Consider the following 12,784-nt stretch of genomic DNA (forward strand, 5'->3'; position numbering starts at 1 on the left):
TCCCATCCGTCACGGACCAGTTCGCACCAGTCCCGCACCCCCTCGGACGGGCGAGGCCCGCACCTCCACGGATGGGCGACGTCCGCGCCCCCGCGGATCAGCGAGAGCGAGGGACCGTTCGCCCGCTGGACGGGCGAACGGCGCGAGCCGGGAATCCCCCGCTGTTTTTCGGGGGAGCCTTCAACTGAGAGAATGGTGAACATGGCCTCTGACCGACCCCGCGTGCTCTCCGGAATCCAGCCCACCGCAGGCTCGTTCCACCTCGGCAACTACCTGGGCGCCGTCCGCCAGTGGGTGGCGCTCCAGGAGTCCCACGACGCGTTCTACATGGTCGTGGACCTGCACGCGATCACGGTCCCGCAGGACCCCGCGGAGCTGCGCGCCAACACGCGCCTGGCCACCGCCCAGCTCCTCGCGGCCGGTCTCGACCCGGAGCGCTGCACGCTCTTCGTCCAGAGCCATGTGCCCGAGCACGCGCAGCTCGCCTGGATCATGAACTGCCTCACCGGCTTCGGCGAGGCCTCCCGCATGACCCAGTTCAAGGACAAGTCCGCCAGGCAGGGCGCGGACCGGGCGTCCGTCGGCCTGTTCACGTACCCGATCCTCCAGGTCGCCGACATCCTGCTCTACCAGGCCAACGAGGTCCCGGTCGGCGAGGACCAGCGCCAGCACATCGAGCTCACCCGTGACCTCGCCGAGCGCTTCAACGGCCGCTTCGGCCCCACCTTCACCATCCCGAAGCCGTACATCCTCAAGGAGACGGCGAAGATCTACGACCTCCAGGACCCGTCGATCAAGATGAGCAAGTCGGCGTCCACGCCGAAGGGCCTCATCAACCTCCTCGACGACCCCAAGGCCACCGCCAAGAAGGTCCGCAGCGCGGTCACCGACACCGACACCGTCATCCGCTTCGACCCGCAGGACAAGCCGGGCGTGAGCAACCTGCTGTCGATCTACTCGACCCTCACCGGGGCCGGTGTGGCCGAACTGGAGGAGAAGTACGACGGCAAGGGCTACGGTGCGCTGAAGACGGACCTGGCCGAGGTCATGGTCGAGTTCGTGACGCCGTTCCGGGAGCGCACCCAGCAGTACCTGGACGACCCGGAGACGCTGGACTCGATCCTGGCCAAGGGCGCGGAGAAGGCGCGCGCGGTCGCCGCGGAGACCCTCTCCCAGGCGTACGACAGGGTCGGCTTCCTGCCCGCCAAGCACTGAGGCGCACGACCGCACACACGTACCACTGGACAGAGCGCTGCACATCACTACGGCTGCGCCTGCCCACAGCCCAGCCGTGGCCTTAAAGTCGATAGCCGGACGGCAGAGAACAAACCCGGCACCCATCCGGCATACACCCGACACGACGACAGGAGACGACGTGGGGACCGTAACGATCGGCGTGTCGATCGCGGTCCCGGAGCCTCACGGCAGCCAGCTCCAGCAGCTGCGCGCGGGCTTCGGCGACGCCGCGGCTCACGGCATCCCCACCCACGTCACCCTGCTCCCCCCGACCGAGGTCGCCGCGGCCGTGGTCCCCGCGGTCGAGGCGCACCTCGTCGAGGTCGCGGGCGTCGGCCGCCCCTTCCCGATGCGGCTGCACGGCACCGGCACCTTCAGGCCCCTGTCGCCGGTGGTGTACGTGCGGATCGTCGCCGGCACCGAGTCCTGCGCCTGGCTCCAGCAGCAGATCCGGGCCGCCTCCGGGCCGGTCGCCCGGGACCTCCAGTTCCCGTACCACCCGCACGTCACGGTGGCGCACGGCATCGACGACGCTGCGATGGACCGCGCCTTCGCGGAGCTCGCCGACTACGAGGCCGAGTGGCCGTGCACCGGCTTCGCCCTCTACGAGCAGGGACCCGACGGGGTCTGGCGCAAGCTGCGGGAGTTCCCCTTCGGGGGAGCGGTGGTACCGCCGCAGGCCGGCCCCGTGGAACACGGCTCCCTCCCCACCAGGTAGGACCGGCTCCTAGACCGGCAGCCGCCGGAAGACCCCGCGTGGCAGATGCCGCAGTGCCGTCATCACCAGGCGCAGCACCCCGGGCACCCACACCGTCTCCGAGCGTCGGCGCAGGCCCAGCTCGATGGCCGTGGCGACCGCCTCCGGTGTCGTCGCGAGCGGTGCCTCCTCCAGCCCGTCGGTCATCCTCGACCGTACGAACCCGGGGCGTACGACCATGACGTGGACGCCGGTGCCGTGCAGCGCGTCGCCCAGGCCCTGGGCGAAGACGTCCAGGCCGGCCTTGCTGGAGCCGTAGATGAAGTTCGAGCGGCGGGCGCGCTCGCCCGCGACCGAGGACAGCACCACGAGCGAGCCGTGGCCCTGCGCCTGGAGCGCGCGGGCGCTGACGAGTCCGGCGGACACCGCGCCGGTGTAGTTGGTCTGCGCGACGCGCACCGCGTTCGCCGGTTCGCGCTCGTCGTGCGCCTGGTCGCCGAGGACGCCGAAGGCGAGGAGCACCATGTCGATGTCGCCCTCCGCGAAGACCTTGCCGAGCACGGTCTCGTGGGAGTCGGGGTCAAGCGCGTCGAAGGGGACGGTGTGCACGTCGGCCCCCAGCGCGCCGAGCTGTGCCGCGGCCTGTTCGAGACCGGGGGACGGGCGTCCGGCCAGCCACACCGTGCGGGTGCGGCGGGCGATCAGGCGGCGCGCGGTGGCGAGCGCGATCTCCGACGTGCCGCCGAGGACGAGCAGGGACTGGGGGATGCCGAAGGCGTCCTTCATGACAGCTCCTAGCGAGTGGCGAGGGGATCGCGAGGGGGACGGGGGTCTCAGAGGCCGAGGCGCCGGGACAGGTCGGATCTGAAGACACCGCGCGGGTCGAGCTCCGCACGCAGATCCTGGAAGTCGGCGAGCCGCGGGTACATCGCGCCGAGCAGCTCGGGCCGCAGCCGGGAGTCCTTGGCGAGGTAGACGCGCCCACCGGCGGCGGCCACCTCGTGGTCCAGGTCGTCCAGTAGGGCGCCGAGGCCCGGCAGTCCGGCCGGGATGTCCAGGGCGAGCGTCCAGCCGGGCACCGGGAAGGACAGCCAGCCCGGGTCGGCGTCGCCGAAGCGCTTGAGGACGGCGAGGAAGGACGGGCAGCGGTGCCGGGCGATGCGCCCCACGATCCGGCGCAGGGCCTCCTCCTCGCCGTGTCCGACGACGAACTGGTACTGCACGAAGCCGCCGCGGCCGTAGACGCGGTTCCAGTGGGGAACCCCGTCCAGCGGGTGGAAGAAGGCCGAGATCTTCTGTAGTTCGCCGGTGCGCGCGTGGGGCGCCTTCCGGTACCAGAACTCGTTGAACAATCCCACGGTTCGCCGGCTGAGCAGTCCCTCGGGCAGGAAGGCGGGCGCGGCCGGCAGGCGCAACGGCCGGAAGGCGAAAGGGTCCCTACGCGCGCGTGCGCCGGCCGGCAGCGCGTCCAGCGGCGCGTGGTCGCCGCGCGTCAGCACGGCGCGGCCGGTCGCCGCGCCGCGTGCCAGCAGGTCGATCCACGCGACCGAGTAGCGGTAGAGGTGGTCGGTGGCCGTCATACGGGCCATCAGGTCGTCGAGGTCCGTGGCGCGTTCGGTGTCGACGGACATGAGCGAGGTCTCGACGGGCTGGAGCCGCAGGGTGGCGGTGAGGATCACCCCGGTCAGGCCCATGCCGCCCGCGGTCGCGTCGAACAGGGGCGTGCCCTGGCTCACCGTCCTGACCGAGCCGTCCGCGGTGAGCAGTTCCAGCGACAGCACATGGCGGGAGAAGGAGCCCGACACGTGGTGGTTCTTGCCGTGGATGTCCGCGCCGATCGCCCCGCCGACCGTCACGTGGCGGGTGCCGGGGGTCACCGGCACGAACCAGCCGAGGGGCAGCAGGATCTGCATCAGCCGGTGCAGGGAGACGCCCGCCGCGCAGAGCACGGTCCCGCCGTCGGCGTCGATCGCGTGGACGCGGTCCAGGCCCGTCATGTCGAACACCGCGCCGCCGGCGTTCTGCGCCGCGTCCCCGTACGCCCGTCCCAGCCCCCGGGGGATGCCGCCGCGGACTCCGCAGTCCCGGACGGCGATCACGGCCTCCTCGTAGGTCCTGGGCCGGACCAGACGGGCTGCGGAGGGAGCGGTGCGGCCCCATCCCGTGACGGAAACGGTGTCGGCAGGCATGACGGTGACCGTATCGCCCTTGTATGGGGGATTAGTTCTGAAACATAGCTACCCTCCCCGAAATGGGTGATTAATGGGATGTCGCTCAATATTGCCGGAGTTCCGGCGGTGTCGGCGTGAACAGTGAACAGACATGGACGACATGGACCACATGGAGCACAGAGTCGACCTCGACCACCGCATCCTCACGGCGTTCCACACCCGCGGCACGGACCCCCGCGTCGCGGGCGCCGCGCGTGCCCTGTCCCGAGTGGGGGAGCACGGCGCGCTCTGGGTCGCGGCGGGCCTCGCGGGCGCCGCGGTGGACGGCGCGCGACGCGGTGTCTGGCTGCGCGGGACCGCGCTCACCGCGGGCGCGCACATCGTCAGCATGGGGGTGAAGAGGGTCGTGCGCCGTCCGCGCCCCACCCACGTCCGGCCCCGGGTGCGCACCCTCGGACGGCACTCCTTCCCGAGCTCGCACGCGACCTCCGCCGCGGCCGCCGCCGTCGCCTACGGAACGCTCGGGGTGTACGTCGTCCCGCCGCTCGCCGTCGCGATGTGCCTCTCCCGCCTGGTCGCCGGCGTCCACTACCCGTCGGACGTGGCCGCGGGGGCCGCCCTCGGAGCATGCACGGCGCTGCTCGGGGCGCGTTGGATGAGTGAGGGGTGCCGATGACCGGGACCGTGCCCTCACCGAGCGCCGCACACGCCACCGAAACGTCTCTTCTGGAGCAGCGCGCCCGACGCGAGCGGCCCGTACCGCACCCGCGCGGCGGCGCCGTCGGCGGTCTCCTCAAGACCGCGCGGCCCAAACAGTGGGTCAAGAACGTCCTGGTCCTGGCCGCCCCGGCGGCGGCGGGCCGGCTCTTCTCCGTCCACGCGGCCACCCGACTCGCCCTCGTCTTCGCCCTGTTCACGGCCTGCGCGGCCGCCGTCTACCTGATCAACGACGCCCGCGACGCCGAGGCCGACCGCGCCCACCCCACCAAGCGCCGCCGCCCGGTGGCCGCCGGGCAGGTCCCGGTGCCGCTCGCGTACGCCGTGGGAGCCGCCCTGGCCGTCCTGGCGCCGGCCGCCGCCGCGTGGCTGACCTCGCCCGCCGTCGCGGCCCTGCTGACGGCGTACATCGGCATGCAACTGGCGTACTGCGTCAGCCTCAAGCACGTCCTCGTGGTGGACCTCGCCGTCGTCACGACCGGCTTCCTGATGCGGGCGATGATCGGCGGGCTCGCGCTCGGCATCCCGCTGTCGCGCTGGTTCCTGATCACGACCGGATTCGGGGCCTTGTTCATGGTGGCGGCCAAGCGCTACTCGGAAGCCGTCCAGATGGCCGGAAAAGCGGGCGCCACGCGCGCGTTGCTCACCGAGTACACCACCGGCTACCTCCGGTTCGTCTGGCAGCTGGCCGCCGGGGTCGCCGTCCTCGGCTACTGCCTGTGGGCCCTGGAGGAGGGCGGGGTCCCGCACACCGGCCTGCTGCCCTGGCGCCAGCTGTCGATGGTCGCCTTCATCCTGGCCGTCCTGCGCTACGCCGTCTTCGCCGACCGCGGCACCGCGGGTGAACCCGAGGAGGTCGTGCTGCGCGATCGCGCCCTCGCCCTCATCGGCCTGGTCTGGCTCGCGATGTACGGGCTGGCGGTGGCCAATTGGTGAGCGGGCCGCTCAGCCGCCCGACGCCCCGCCCACCGAGCGAACCGGCGAGTCACCCCCTGTGCGGCCCGGCGCGTGGACCGTCGGCCACACAGGTGCACCCAGCGGCGAGCCGTCCGGCGACCGGTCCCGCCACGAGCCGGGCGGTGGGTCGCCCCGCGCGCGGTCCGGTGGGGCGGCCCGCCCGCGGACCCACCGTCCGCCTCCCGCACCGCGAACTCCTCGGCTTCGCCGCCGTCGGCCTCCTCGCGTACGCCGTCGACCTGGCCCTCTTCGGCTACCTGCGCGGCCCCGCCGCCCTCGACCCCCTCTCCGCCAAGGCCCTGTCCTTCGCCGCGGGCTGCACGGTCGCCTACGCCGGCAACGCCCTGGGGCCGTACCGGGGCCGGGGCGGCTCGCCCTGGCGCCGGTACGCCGTCTTCCTCGCCGTGAACGTCGCCGGCGCGCTGGTGCAGTTGCTGTGCCTGACCGTCAGCCACTACGGCCTCGGTCTGACCTCCCCGCGCGCGGACATCGTGTCCGGAGCGGGAGTCGGCATGGCGCTGGCCACGGTCCTGCGGTTCTGGGGTACCAGGACACTTGTCTTCCGCGTGAAGGAAGACAAGAGCGACCAGGGCGACAAGGGCGACGAGGACAGGGTCGGGTCATGGACTGGCTGAAGAAGCTTCCCGGGATCGGGCCGTTGCTGACGCGCCTGATGACCACGCACGCGTGGCGTTCGTACGAGCGGCTGGACCGGGTGAAGTGGACGCGGCTCGCGGCCGCGATGACGTTCGTCAGTTTCATCGCGCTCTTCCCGCTGCTGACGGTGGCCGCGGCGATCGCCGCGGCCACGCTCAGCACCGAACGGCAGAAGACGATCGAGGACCAGATCGCCGACCAGGTCCCCGGCATCTCCGAACAGCTCGACCTCGACGCCCTGATCCAGAACGCCGGCACGGTGGGCCTCATCGCCGGCGCGGTCCTGCTGTTCACCGGCATCGGCTGGGTCGGCCAGATGCGCGAGTGCCTGCGCGCGGTGTGGGAGCTGCCGGACAGCGAGGAGAACCCCCTCCTGCGCAAGGCCAAGGACACCGGCGTCCTGATCGGCCTCGGCGGCGCCGTGCTGATCACGTTCGCCGCGTCCGCCGTCGCCTCGTCCGCCGTCGGCTGGAGCGCCCGGCACATCGGGCTGGACGAGCACAGCTGGGGCAGCGTCCTGCTCCAGATCATCGCGTTCGCCGTCGCCGTGATCGCCGACTTCCTGGTGCTCCTGTACGTCCTCACCCTGCTGCCGGGCGTCGAACCGCAGCGCCGCCGGCTGGTCGTGGCGGCGCTGATCGGCGCGGTCGGCTTCGAACTGCTGAAACTGCTGCTGAGCGGCTACATGCAGGGCGTCGCCACCAAGAGCATGTACGGGGCGTTCGGCGTCCCCGTCGCCCTGCTGCTGTGGATCAACTTCACCACGAAGCTGCTGCTGTTCTGCGCCTCCTGGACGGCGACGCGGAGCAAGGAGAGCGAGCTCAGCGGCGACGGCGCATCAGATCCGGCAGCGGCCACCGGCGGTTGACCAGGAACGCGCCGCCCGCGAGCAGCACCAGCAGCCCGCCGATGACCGCGAGCGCGATCCACACCCCGCCGGTTCCGTCGTCGGACGGGGCGGCGGCCACCGACTTCGAGGACGTCGTACCGGTGCCGTCGTCGGCGCCCCCGGCCTCACCGGCCGCGGCGGTGGTACCCGGCTGGGCGCTCTGCTCGGTGCCCTTCGGTGCCACCAGCTCACCCACCGGCTGGACCTTGCCGGCCGCCTTGAAACCCCAGTCGAAGAGCTTCGCGGTCTCCTTGTAGACCTCGTTGTGCTCGTCCTTCTCCGGCTTCATGACCGTGACGAGCAGCACCCGGCCGTCGCGCTCGGCGACACCGGTGAACGTGGCGCCCGCGTTGGTGGTGTTGCCGTTCTTGACGCCGGCGATGCCCTGGTAGACCGAGATGTCGCTGTCGCCGCTGAGCAGCCGGTTGGTGTTCTGGATCTCGAAGGTCTCGCGGACCGGCTTGCCCTTGGCGTTCTTCGTCGTCGCGCCGGGGAAATCGGCCCGCACGGTCGAGCAGTACTCGCGGAAGTCGGCCTTCTGCAGCCCCGAGCGGGCGAACAGCGTCAGGTCGTACGCGGAGGAGACCTGGCCGCCGGCGTCGTAGCCGTCCGGGGTCACCACGTTCGTGTCGAGGGCCTGGAGCTCCTCGGCGTGCTCGTTCATCTCCTTGACGGTGTTGGCGGTGCCGTGGTTCATCGAGGACAGCACGTGCACCGCGTCGTTCCCGGAACGCAGGAAGACGCCGAGCCACAGGTCGTGGACCGTGTAGGTCTCGTTCTCCTTTATCCCGACCATGCTGGACCCGGCTCCGATGCCCGCCAGGTCGGCGGGCGTGACCTTGTGCTTCTCGGTGCTCGGGAACTTCGGCAGCAGGGTGTCGGCGAACAGCATCTTCAGGGTGCTCGCCGGGGGCAGCCGCCAGTGGGCGTTGTTCGCGGCGAGCACCTCGCCGGACTCGGCGTCGGCGACGATCCAGGAGCGCGCCGTCAGGTCCTTCGGCAGCACGGGGGCCCCGGCGCCCAGATTGACCTGCGTACCGGCCCGGCCGAGCTGCGCACCGCCCACACGCGACATGTTCGCCGGGGGCTTGGCCGACGGACTCGTCGAGGGCGTGGCGGGCGGACTCGTCGACGGACCAGGGGCCGCGAGGGCGGCGGGCGCGGTCAGCGCGAGGGACAACAAGGTCGCGGAAGTGACCAGCAGGGGCCGCCTGCCGGTCTTCAGGGGTGCGGGCACGACCGAGAACGTACATGCCGCACCCCGCGATGTCCCAGCACCCACCCCACCCCGGTCACGGAACCGGACACCGGACCGCGATACTGAACGCATGAAGCTCAGCCGCCGGATCTCCTGGTTCCTGCTCGCCTTCGGGGTGTGGAGCTGGGTCATCTGGGTCACTTTCGTCAAAAACCTGATCAAGGACAGCAGTGGGCTCGCGTTCGACGACGGGCAGCCCACCGCGTACTTCTGGGTGCACCTGACGCTCGCCGTCGTCTCCTTCGTATTGGGGACGGTCGTCGGGGGCATCGGGTTGCGCGGACTGCGCGCACTGCGCCGCACGTCATAACGGCAACGGGGGTCACGGCACAGTGGTCATCGTCCTCGCGCTGCTCGCCCTGGCCGTCGTGGCCGTCGTGGTGGTGGCCAACCGGTACCTGTGGCGGCGTCTGTTCCGCGACACGACGAGCGGTCCCGGCCCGGTCCGCCGGGCGGGCGCCGCGCTGATCGCGGCCGGCTGGGCGCTGGCCGTCGGGGCGCTGGTCGCCGAGCGCACCGGCGCGCCCTTCTGGCTCCAGCGCGCGCTGGCCTGGCCGGGGTTCCTGTGGCTGGCCCTGTCGGTCTACCTGCTGCTGGCCGTCCTGGCCGGCGAGGTCGTGCGCCCCCTGCTGCGCCGCTTCCTGGAACGGCGGACGCGGGCGGCCGGGACCGTACCGCGGCGCGAGACCGTATCGGCGACAGCGACAGCGACAGCGACAGCGGCGGCGACGGGTACGACGATGGCGACGGCGGCAGCCACGGCGGCGCCGGCACCGCACGACGCCACGCGGTCGCCCGAGCCTGTCGAGTCACCTGAGCTCCCTGAGCTCCCTGAGCCCCCCGAGTCACCTCAGTCCCCGGAGTCACCTGAGTCCCCGAAGTCACCTGAGTCCCCCGAGTCACCTGAGCCGGAGGCTCTCCGCCCCCTCGCGGCCCCCTCCCGCCGCCTGTTCGTCTCCAGGGTGGTCGGCGGCACGGCGGCCGCGGCCGCCGTCGGCACGGTCGGCTACGGCACGTACGGCGTCCTGCGCGGCCCGAGGGTGAAGCGGGTCACCGTGCCGCTGGCCAAGCTCCCGCGCGCCGCCCACGGCTACCGGATCGCGGTCGTCAGCGACATCCACCTCGGCCCGGTCCTGGGGCGCGGTTTCGCCCAGAAGGTCGTCGACACGATCAACGCGACGCAGCCCGACCTGATCGCCGTCGTCGGCGACCTGGTCGACGGCAGCGTCAAGGACCTGGGCCCGGCCGCCGCGCCGCTCGCGCGGCTCAGGGCGCGGCACGGGGCCTTCTTCGTCACCGGCAACCACGAGTACTTCTCCGGCGCCGAGCAGTGGGTCGAGGAGGTCCGCCGGCTGGGCCTGCACCCCCTGGAGAACGCCCGCACCGAACTGCCCCACTTCGACCTCGCCGGGGTCAACGACCTCCGCGGCGCGAGCGAGGGCCAGGGTCCGGACTTCACCCGGGCCCTCGGCGACCGCGACACCACGCGCGCGTGCGTGCTCCTCGCCCACCAGCCGGTCCAGATCCACGAGGCCGTCGCCCACGCCGTCGACCTCCAGCTCTCCGGCCACACCCACGGCGGCCAGCTCTGGCCCGGCAACCTCATCGCGGCCGCGGCCAACCCGACGGTCGCGGGCCTGGAGCGCTACGGCGACACCCAGCTCTACGTCTCCCGGGGCGCGGGCGCCTGGGGACCGCCCACGCGCGTGGGCGCGCCCTCGGACATCACGGTGATCGAACTGGCGTCGGCGCAGGCCTGACACCCCCCTGTGGGAAGCCTGTGAAACCCACCGGAAACACCCTTGGGCGCGTTCTCCCTCCTCTCACCGGAATGCCCTTCCCCCACCGGAAACTCCTGTGGTTAGGTGTCCGCGCCGCTTAGGGAGCGGCTCTGCGCTGGGGCGCCTGGGGAGGGCACCGTGCGATCTGTCCGGATGCGAATTCTGGCCACGCTGCTCGTGCTGGCGGCCATCGGAGTGGGCGCCTGGCAGCTGTTGCCGTCGCAAGGGAGCAAGGACGGGACCATCAGGGTCGGCACGACGGACATCGTCACGTCGCTCGACCCGGCCGGAGCCTACGACGCCGGCTCCTGGGCCCTGTACAGCAACGTCTTCCAGTCACTGCTCACGTTCGAGCCGGGCGGCAGCACGCCCGTGCCGGACGCGGCCGAGAGCTGCGCCTTCGACGAGGGCGGCCTTCGTACGTACCGGTGCAGGCTGCGCAAGGGCCTGACCTTCTCCGGTGGACGCGCGGTGACCGCGCAGGACGTGAAGTTCTCCTTCGACCGGGTCAAGAGGATCAACGCCGATGTCGGTCCGGCGTCCCTGTTCTCCACCCTCGGGTCGGTGGACGCCGCGGGCTCCACCGTCACCTTCCACCTGACCTCCGCCGACGCCACGTTCCCGTTCAAGGTGGCCACCGGCGCCGGGGCGATCGTCGACAGCACGCGCTACCCGAAGGACGGCCTGCGCACCGGTACGGACGTCGACGGCAGCGGACCGTACGTCCTGTCGTCGTATACGAAGGGCAGGACCGCGGCGCTGTCGCCCAACACGCGGTACAAGGGCGCCCTGAAGGGCACCGGGCGGCCCGTCGAGCTGCGCTACTACAGGGACGCCGGCGCGCTCGACAGCGCCTGGAACGCCGAACAGCTGGACGTCGTCGGCCGGCAGTTGCCGCCCAAGGTCCTCGCCGGTCTCTCGGCCAGTGACCCCGGCCGACGCGTCTTCGAGGCCGACAGCTCCGAGACCCGCAACCTGTACTTCGACACCCGCGCGAGCTCCCCGCTGCACGACCGGCGGGTCCGGCGCGCCCTGGCCTGGCTGGTCGACCGTGACGAACTGGCCTCGACGGTGTACGCAGGCACCGTCGAGCCGCTGTACTCGCTGATCCCGACCGGCATCACCGGCCACACCACGTCGTTCTTCGACACCTACCCGGCGCGGAGCGTCGCGCGGGCGAGGCAACTGCTGGCGGACGCCGGGGTGAGCACCCCGGTCCGCTTCACGTACGGCTACGGCATCGGCAGCGGCGCCGCCGCCGAGGAGGCCGCCGAACTCAAGCGGCAACTGGAGGCCGGCGGCCTGTTCCAGGTCACGGTCGAGGGCTACGAGTGGACCGACTTCCAGAAGCGGTGGGCGAACGGCAGACTCGACGCGTACGCGGTCGGCTGGGTCGCCGACTACCCCGACCCGGACACCTTCGCCGCGCCGCTCGTCGGCACCGGCAGCACCATGAACACCGGCTACAGCAGCAAGGACGTCGACCGGCTGATCGAGTCCACGCAGCAGTACGCCGACCGGGGCCGCGTCGCCTCGGACTTCCGCGAACTCCAGGCGGACGTGGCCGAGGACGTGCCGCTCGTCCCGCTGTGGCAGCGCAAGGAGTACGTCGTCAGCAGCGAGGACATCGGCGGCGCTCAGTATCTGTCGGACGGCAGCGGCGTCTTCCGGCTGTGGGGTCTGACCTGGATCTGACCCCGCCGCAGGACCCGACGCCGTGGACCCGCTTGGGCGGGTGCGGCGGCGGGCAGTCACCCCACGCAGCATCATGTGACGGAGGTGTGGGCGGGGTGAGGAGCCGACGTGTTGAGACGCAACTCCTTCCGGCTGCCCAGGCATCCGGCGTCCGTCGGACTCGCCAGGCGCCGGGTGCGGGACCATCTGGCCGACTGGGGGCACACGCCCGGTGACCCGGCGCTGGACGACGCCGTCCTGCTCGTGTCCGAGCTCGCCACCAACGTCGTACGTCACGGGCCGCTGCTGGAGAGGGAGTTCGAGGTGGCGGTGACCGCCCTCGCCGACGGCTCCTGCCTCATAGAGGTCTCCGACGAGGGCCGGCTGGAACCACGGCTGCGGGTGGTGGGGGAGTGGGCGGAGACGGGCCGAGGCCTGCACCTCGTGGAGCATGTCGCCACGGCCTGGGGGGTGTGGAGCCGGGGCCGGCACGGGAAGACGGTGTGGGCACTGGTCATGGCCCCGGACCCGCTCTAACACCCGGCCCCCGATCCGCTCCCGGACCCGGGCACCCGATCCGCTCCCGGACCCGGGCACCCGATCCGCTCCCGGACCCGGGCACCCGACCCGCTCCAGCACCCGGGTCCCCGACCCGCTCCAGCACCTGGCCCCCGACCCGCTCCAGCACCTGCCCCCGACCCCGGGGCCCGGCCCGGCCGCCGGAGGTCCCGGCCGCCCACCCGCCCC

The 12,784-nt window shown here is 72.1% G+C and carries 13 protein-coding genes; 10 read left to right on the forward strand and 3 right to left on the reverse strand.

The genetic code is table 11. From position 1 onward, the window contains the following. Positions 1–201 precede the first annotated feature (201 nt). The gene (gene trpS, locus ACWCQK_RS30210; RefSeq protein ID WP_451160293.1) at positions 202–1,215 is read left to right on the forward strand and encodes a tryptophan--tRNA ligase; all 1,014 of its coding nucleotides are present in this window, start codon (positions 202–204) and stop codon (positions 1,213–1,215) included. 160 nt (positions 1,216–1,375) lie between these two features. Then, on the forward strand, positions 1,376–1,954 hold the full coding sequence (locus tag ACWCQK_RS30215) for a 2'-5' RNA ligase family protein (protein ID WP_451160295.1): 579 nt from the start codon (positions 1,376–1,378) through the stop codon (positions 1,952–1,954). Positions 1,955–1,963: 9 nt separating this feature from the next. Here the strand turns inward: ACWCQK_RS30215 and ACWCQK_RS30220 are convergent, their stop codons facing one another. After that, the gene (locus tag ACWCQK_RS30220) at positions 1,964–2,719 is read right to left on the reverse strand and encodes a decaprenylphospho-beta-D-erythro-pentofuranosid-2-ulose 2-reductase (RefSeq protein ID WP_451160297.1); all 756 of its coding nucleotides are present in this window, start codon (positions 2,717–2,719) and stop codon (positions 1,964–1,966) included. Positions 2,720–2,766: 47 nt separating this feature from the next. Continuing rightward, complete coding sequence (locus tag ACWCQK_RS30225) at positions 2,767–4,122, reverse strand: FAD-binding protein (RefSeq protein ID WP_451160299.1); 1,356 nt, start codon at positions 4,120–4,122, stop codon at positions 2,767–2,769. A 133-nt stretch (positions 4,123–4,255) separates the two neighbouring features. Here ACWCQK_RS30225 and ACWCQK_RS30230 point away from each other — a divergent pair, with 133 nt between their 5' ends. The 4 genes from ACWCQK_RS30230 to ACWCQK_RS30245 all read left to right on the forward strand — a co-directional run bounded on the left by ACWCQK_RS30230 (position 4,256) and on the right by ACWCQK_RS30245 (position 7,303). Further along, positions 4,256–4,780 carry a phosphatase PAP2 family protein gene (locus ACWCQK_RS30230; protein WP_451160301.1) on the forward strand — a complete coding sequence of 175 codons (525 nt, stop codon included), beginning with the start codon at positions 4,256–4,258 and terminating at the stop codon, positions 4,778–4,780. Further along, positions 4,777–5,757, forward strand: coding sequence for a decaprenyl-phosphate phosphoribosyltransferase (locus ACWCQK_RS30235; protein ID WP_451160303.1), 981 nt, complete (start codon positions 4,777–4,779; stop codon positions 5,755–5,757). The genes ACWCQK_RS30230 and ACWCQK_RS30235 overlap by 4 nt, the downstream gene beginning before the upstream one ends. Before the next feature lie 167 nt (positions 5,758–5,924). Next, a complete protein-coding gene (locus tag ACWCQK_RS30240; RefSeq protein WP_451160361.1) occupies positions 5,925–6,413 on the forward strand; it encodes a GtrA family protein in 489 nt (162 codons plus the stop codon). After that, the gene (locus tag ACWCQK_RS30245; RefSeq protein WP_451160305.1) at positions 6,401–7,303 is read left to right on the forward strand and encodes a YihY/virulence factor BrkB family protein; all 903 of its coding nucleotides are present in this window, start codon (positions 6,401–6,403) and stop codon (positions 7,301–7,303) included. The genes ACWCQK_RS30240 and ACWCQK_RS30245 overlap by 13 nt, the downstream gene beginning before the upstream one ends. Here the strand turns inward: ACWCQK_RS30245 and ACWCQK_RS30250 are convergent. Further along, positions 7,257–8,561: a D-alanyl-D-alanine carboxypeptidase family protein gene (locus tag ACWCQK_RS30250; protein ID WP_451160306.1), complete on the reverse strand. Its 1,305-nt coding sequence runs from the start codon at positions 8,559–8,561 to the stop codon at positions 7,257–7,259. The genes ACWCQK_RS30245 and ACWCQK_RS30250 overlap by 47 nt on opposite strands. 91 nt (positions 8,562–8,652) lie before the next feature. Between ACWCQK_RS30250 and ACWCQK_RS30255 the strand changes: the two genes are divergently transcribed. The 4 genes from ACWCQK_RS30255 to ACWCQK_RS30270 all read left to right on the forward strand — a co-directional run bounded on the left by ACWCQK_RS30255 (position 8,653) and on the right by ACWCQK_RS30270 (position 12,574). Next, complete coding sequence (locus ACWCQK_RS30255; RefSeq protein WP_451160308.1) at positions 8,653–8,892, forward strand: SCO4848 family membrane protein; 240 nt, start codon at positions 8,653–8,655, stop codon at positions 8,890–8,892. A 22-nt stretch (positions 8,893–8,914) separates the two neighbouring features. Then, complete coding sequence (locus ACWCQK_RS30260; RefSeq protein WP_451160310.1) at positions 8,915–10,342, forward strand: metallophosphoesterase; 1,428 nt, start codon at positions 8,915–8,917, stop codon at positions 10,340–10,342. A gap of 174 nt (positions 10,343–10,516) precedes the next feature. Then, positions 10,517–12,058 (forward strand): ABC transporter substrate-binding protein, encoded by a 1,542-nt coding sequence (locus tag ACWCQK_RS30265; RefSeq protein ID WP_451160312.1) that lies wholly within the window; start codon positions 10,517–10,519, stop codon positions 12,056–12,058. 108 nt (positions 12,059–12,166) lie between these two features. Next, on the forward strand, positions 12,167–12,574 hold the full coding sequence (locus ACWCQK_RS30270; protein ID WP_451160314.1) for an ATP-binding protein: 408 nt from the start codon (positions 12,167–12,169) through the stop codon (positions 12,572–12,574). The last annotated feature ends 210 nt before the right edge of the window (positions 12,575–12,784 follow it).

The organism is Streptomyces sp. NPDC002306, from assembly GCF_053593435.1.

Excerpts from the sequence above, each read along its gene's own strand:
- ACWCQK_RS30255 (WP_451160308.1), top strand. The coding sequence starts at position 8,653 with ATGAAGCTCAGCCGCCGGATCTCCTGGTTCCTGCTCGCCTTCGGGGTG.
- ACWCQK_RS30220 (WP_451160297.1), bottom strand. The coding sequence starts at position 2,719 with ATGAAGGACGCCTTCGGCATCCCCCAGTCCCTGCTCGTCCTCGGCGGC.
- ACWCQK_RS30230 (WP_451160301.1), top strand. The coding sequence starts at position 4,256 with ATGGACGACATGGACCACATGGAGCACAGAGTCGACCTCGACCACCGC.
- ACWCQK_RS30265 (WP_451160312.1), top strand. The coding sequence starts at position 10,517 with ATGCGAATTCTGGCCACGCTGCTCGTGCTGGCGGCCATCGGAGTGGGC.
- trpS (WP_451160293.1), top strand. The coding sequence starts at position 202 with ATGGCCTCTGACCGACCCCGCGTGCTCTCCGGAATCCAGCCCACCGCA.
- ACWCQK_RS30225 (WP_451160299.1), bottom strand. The coding sequence starts at position 4,122 with ATGCCTGCCGACACCGTTTCCGTCACGGGATGGGGCCGCACCGCTCCC.
- ACWCQK_RS30235 (WP_451160303.1), top strand. The coding sequence starts at position 4,777 with ATGACCGGGACCGTGCCCTCACCGAGCGCCGCACACGCCACCGAAACG.
- ACWCQK_RS30245 (WP_451160305.1), top strand. The coding sequence starts at position 6,401 with ATGGACTGGCTGAAGAAGCTTCCCGGGATCGGGCCGTTGCTGACGCGC.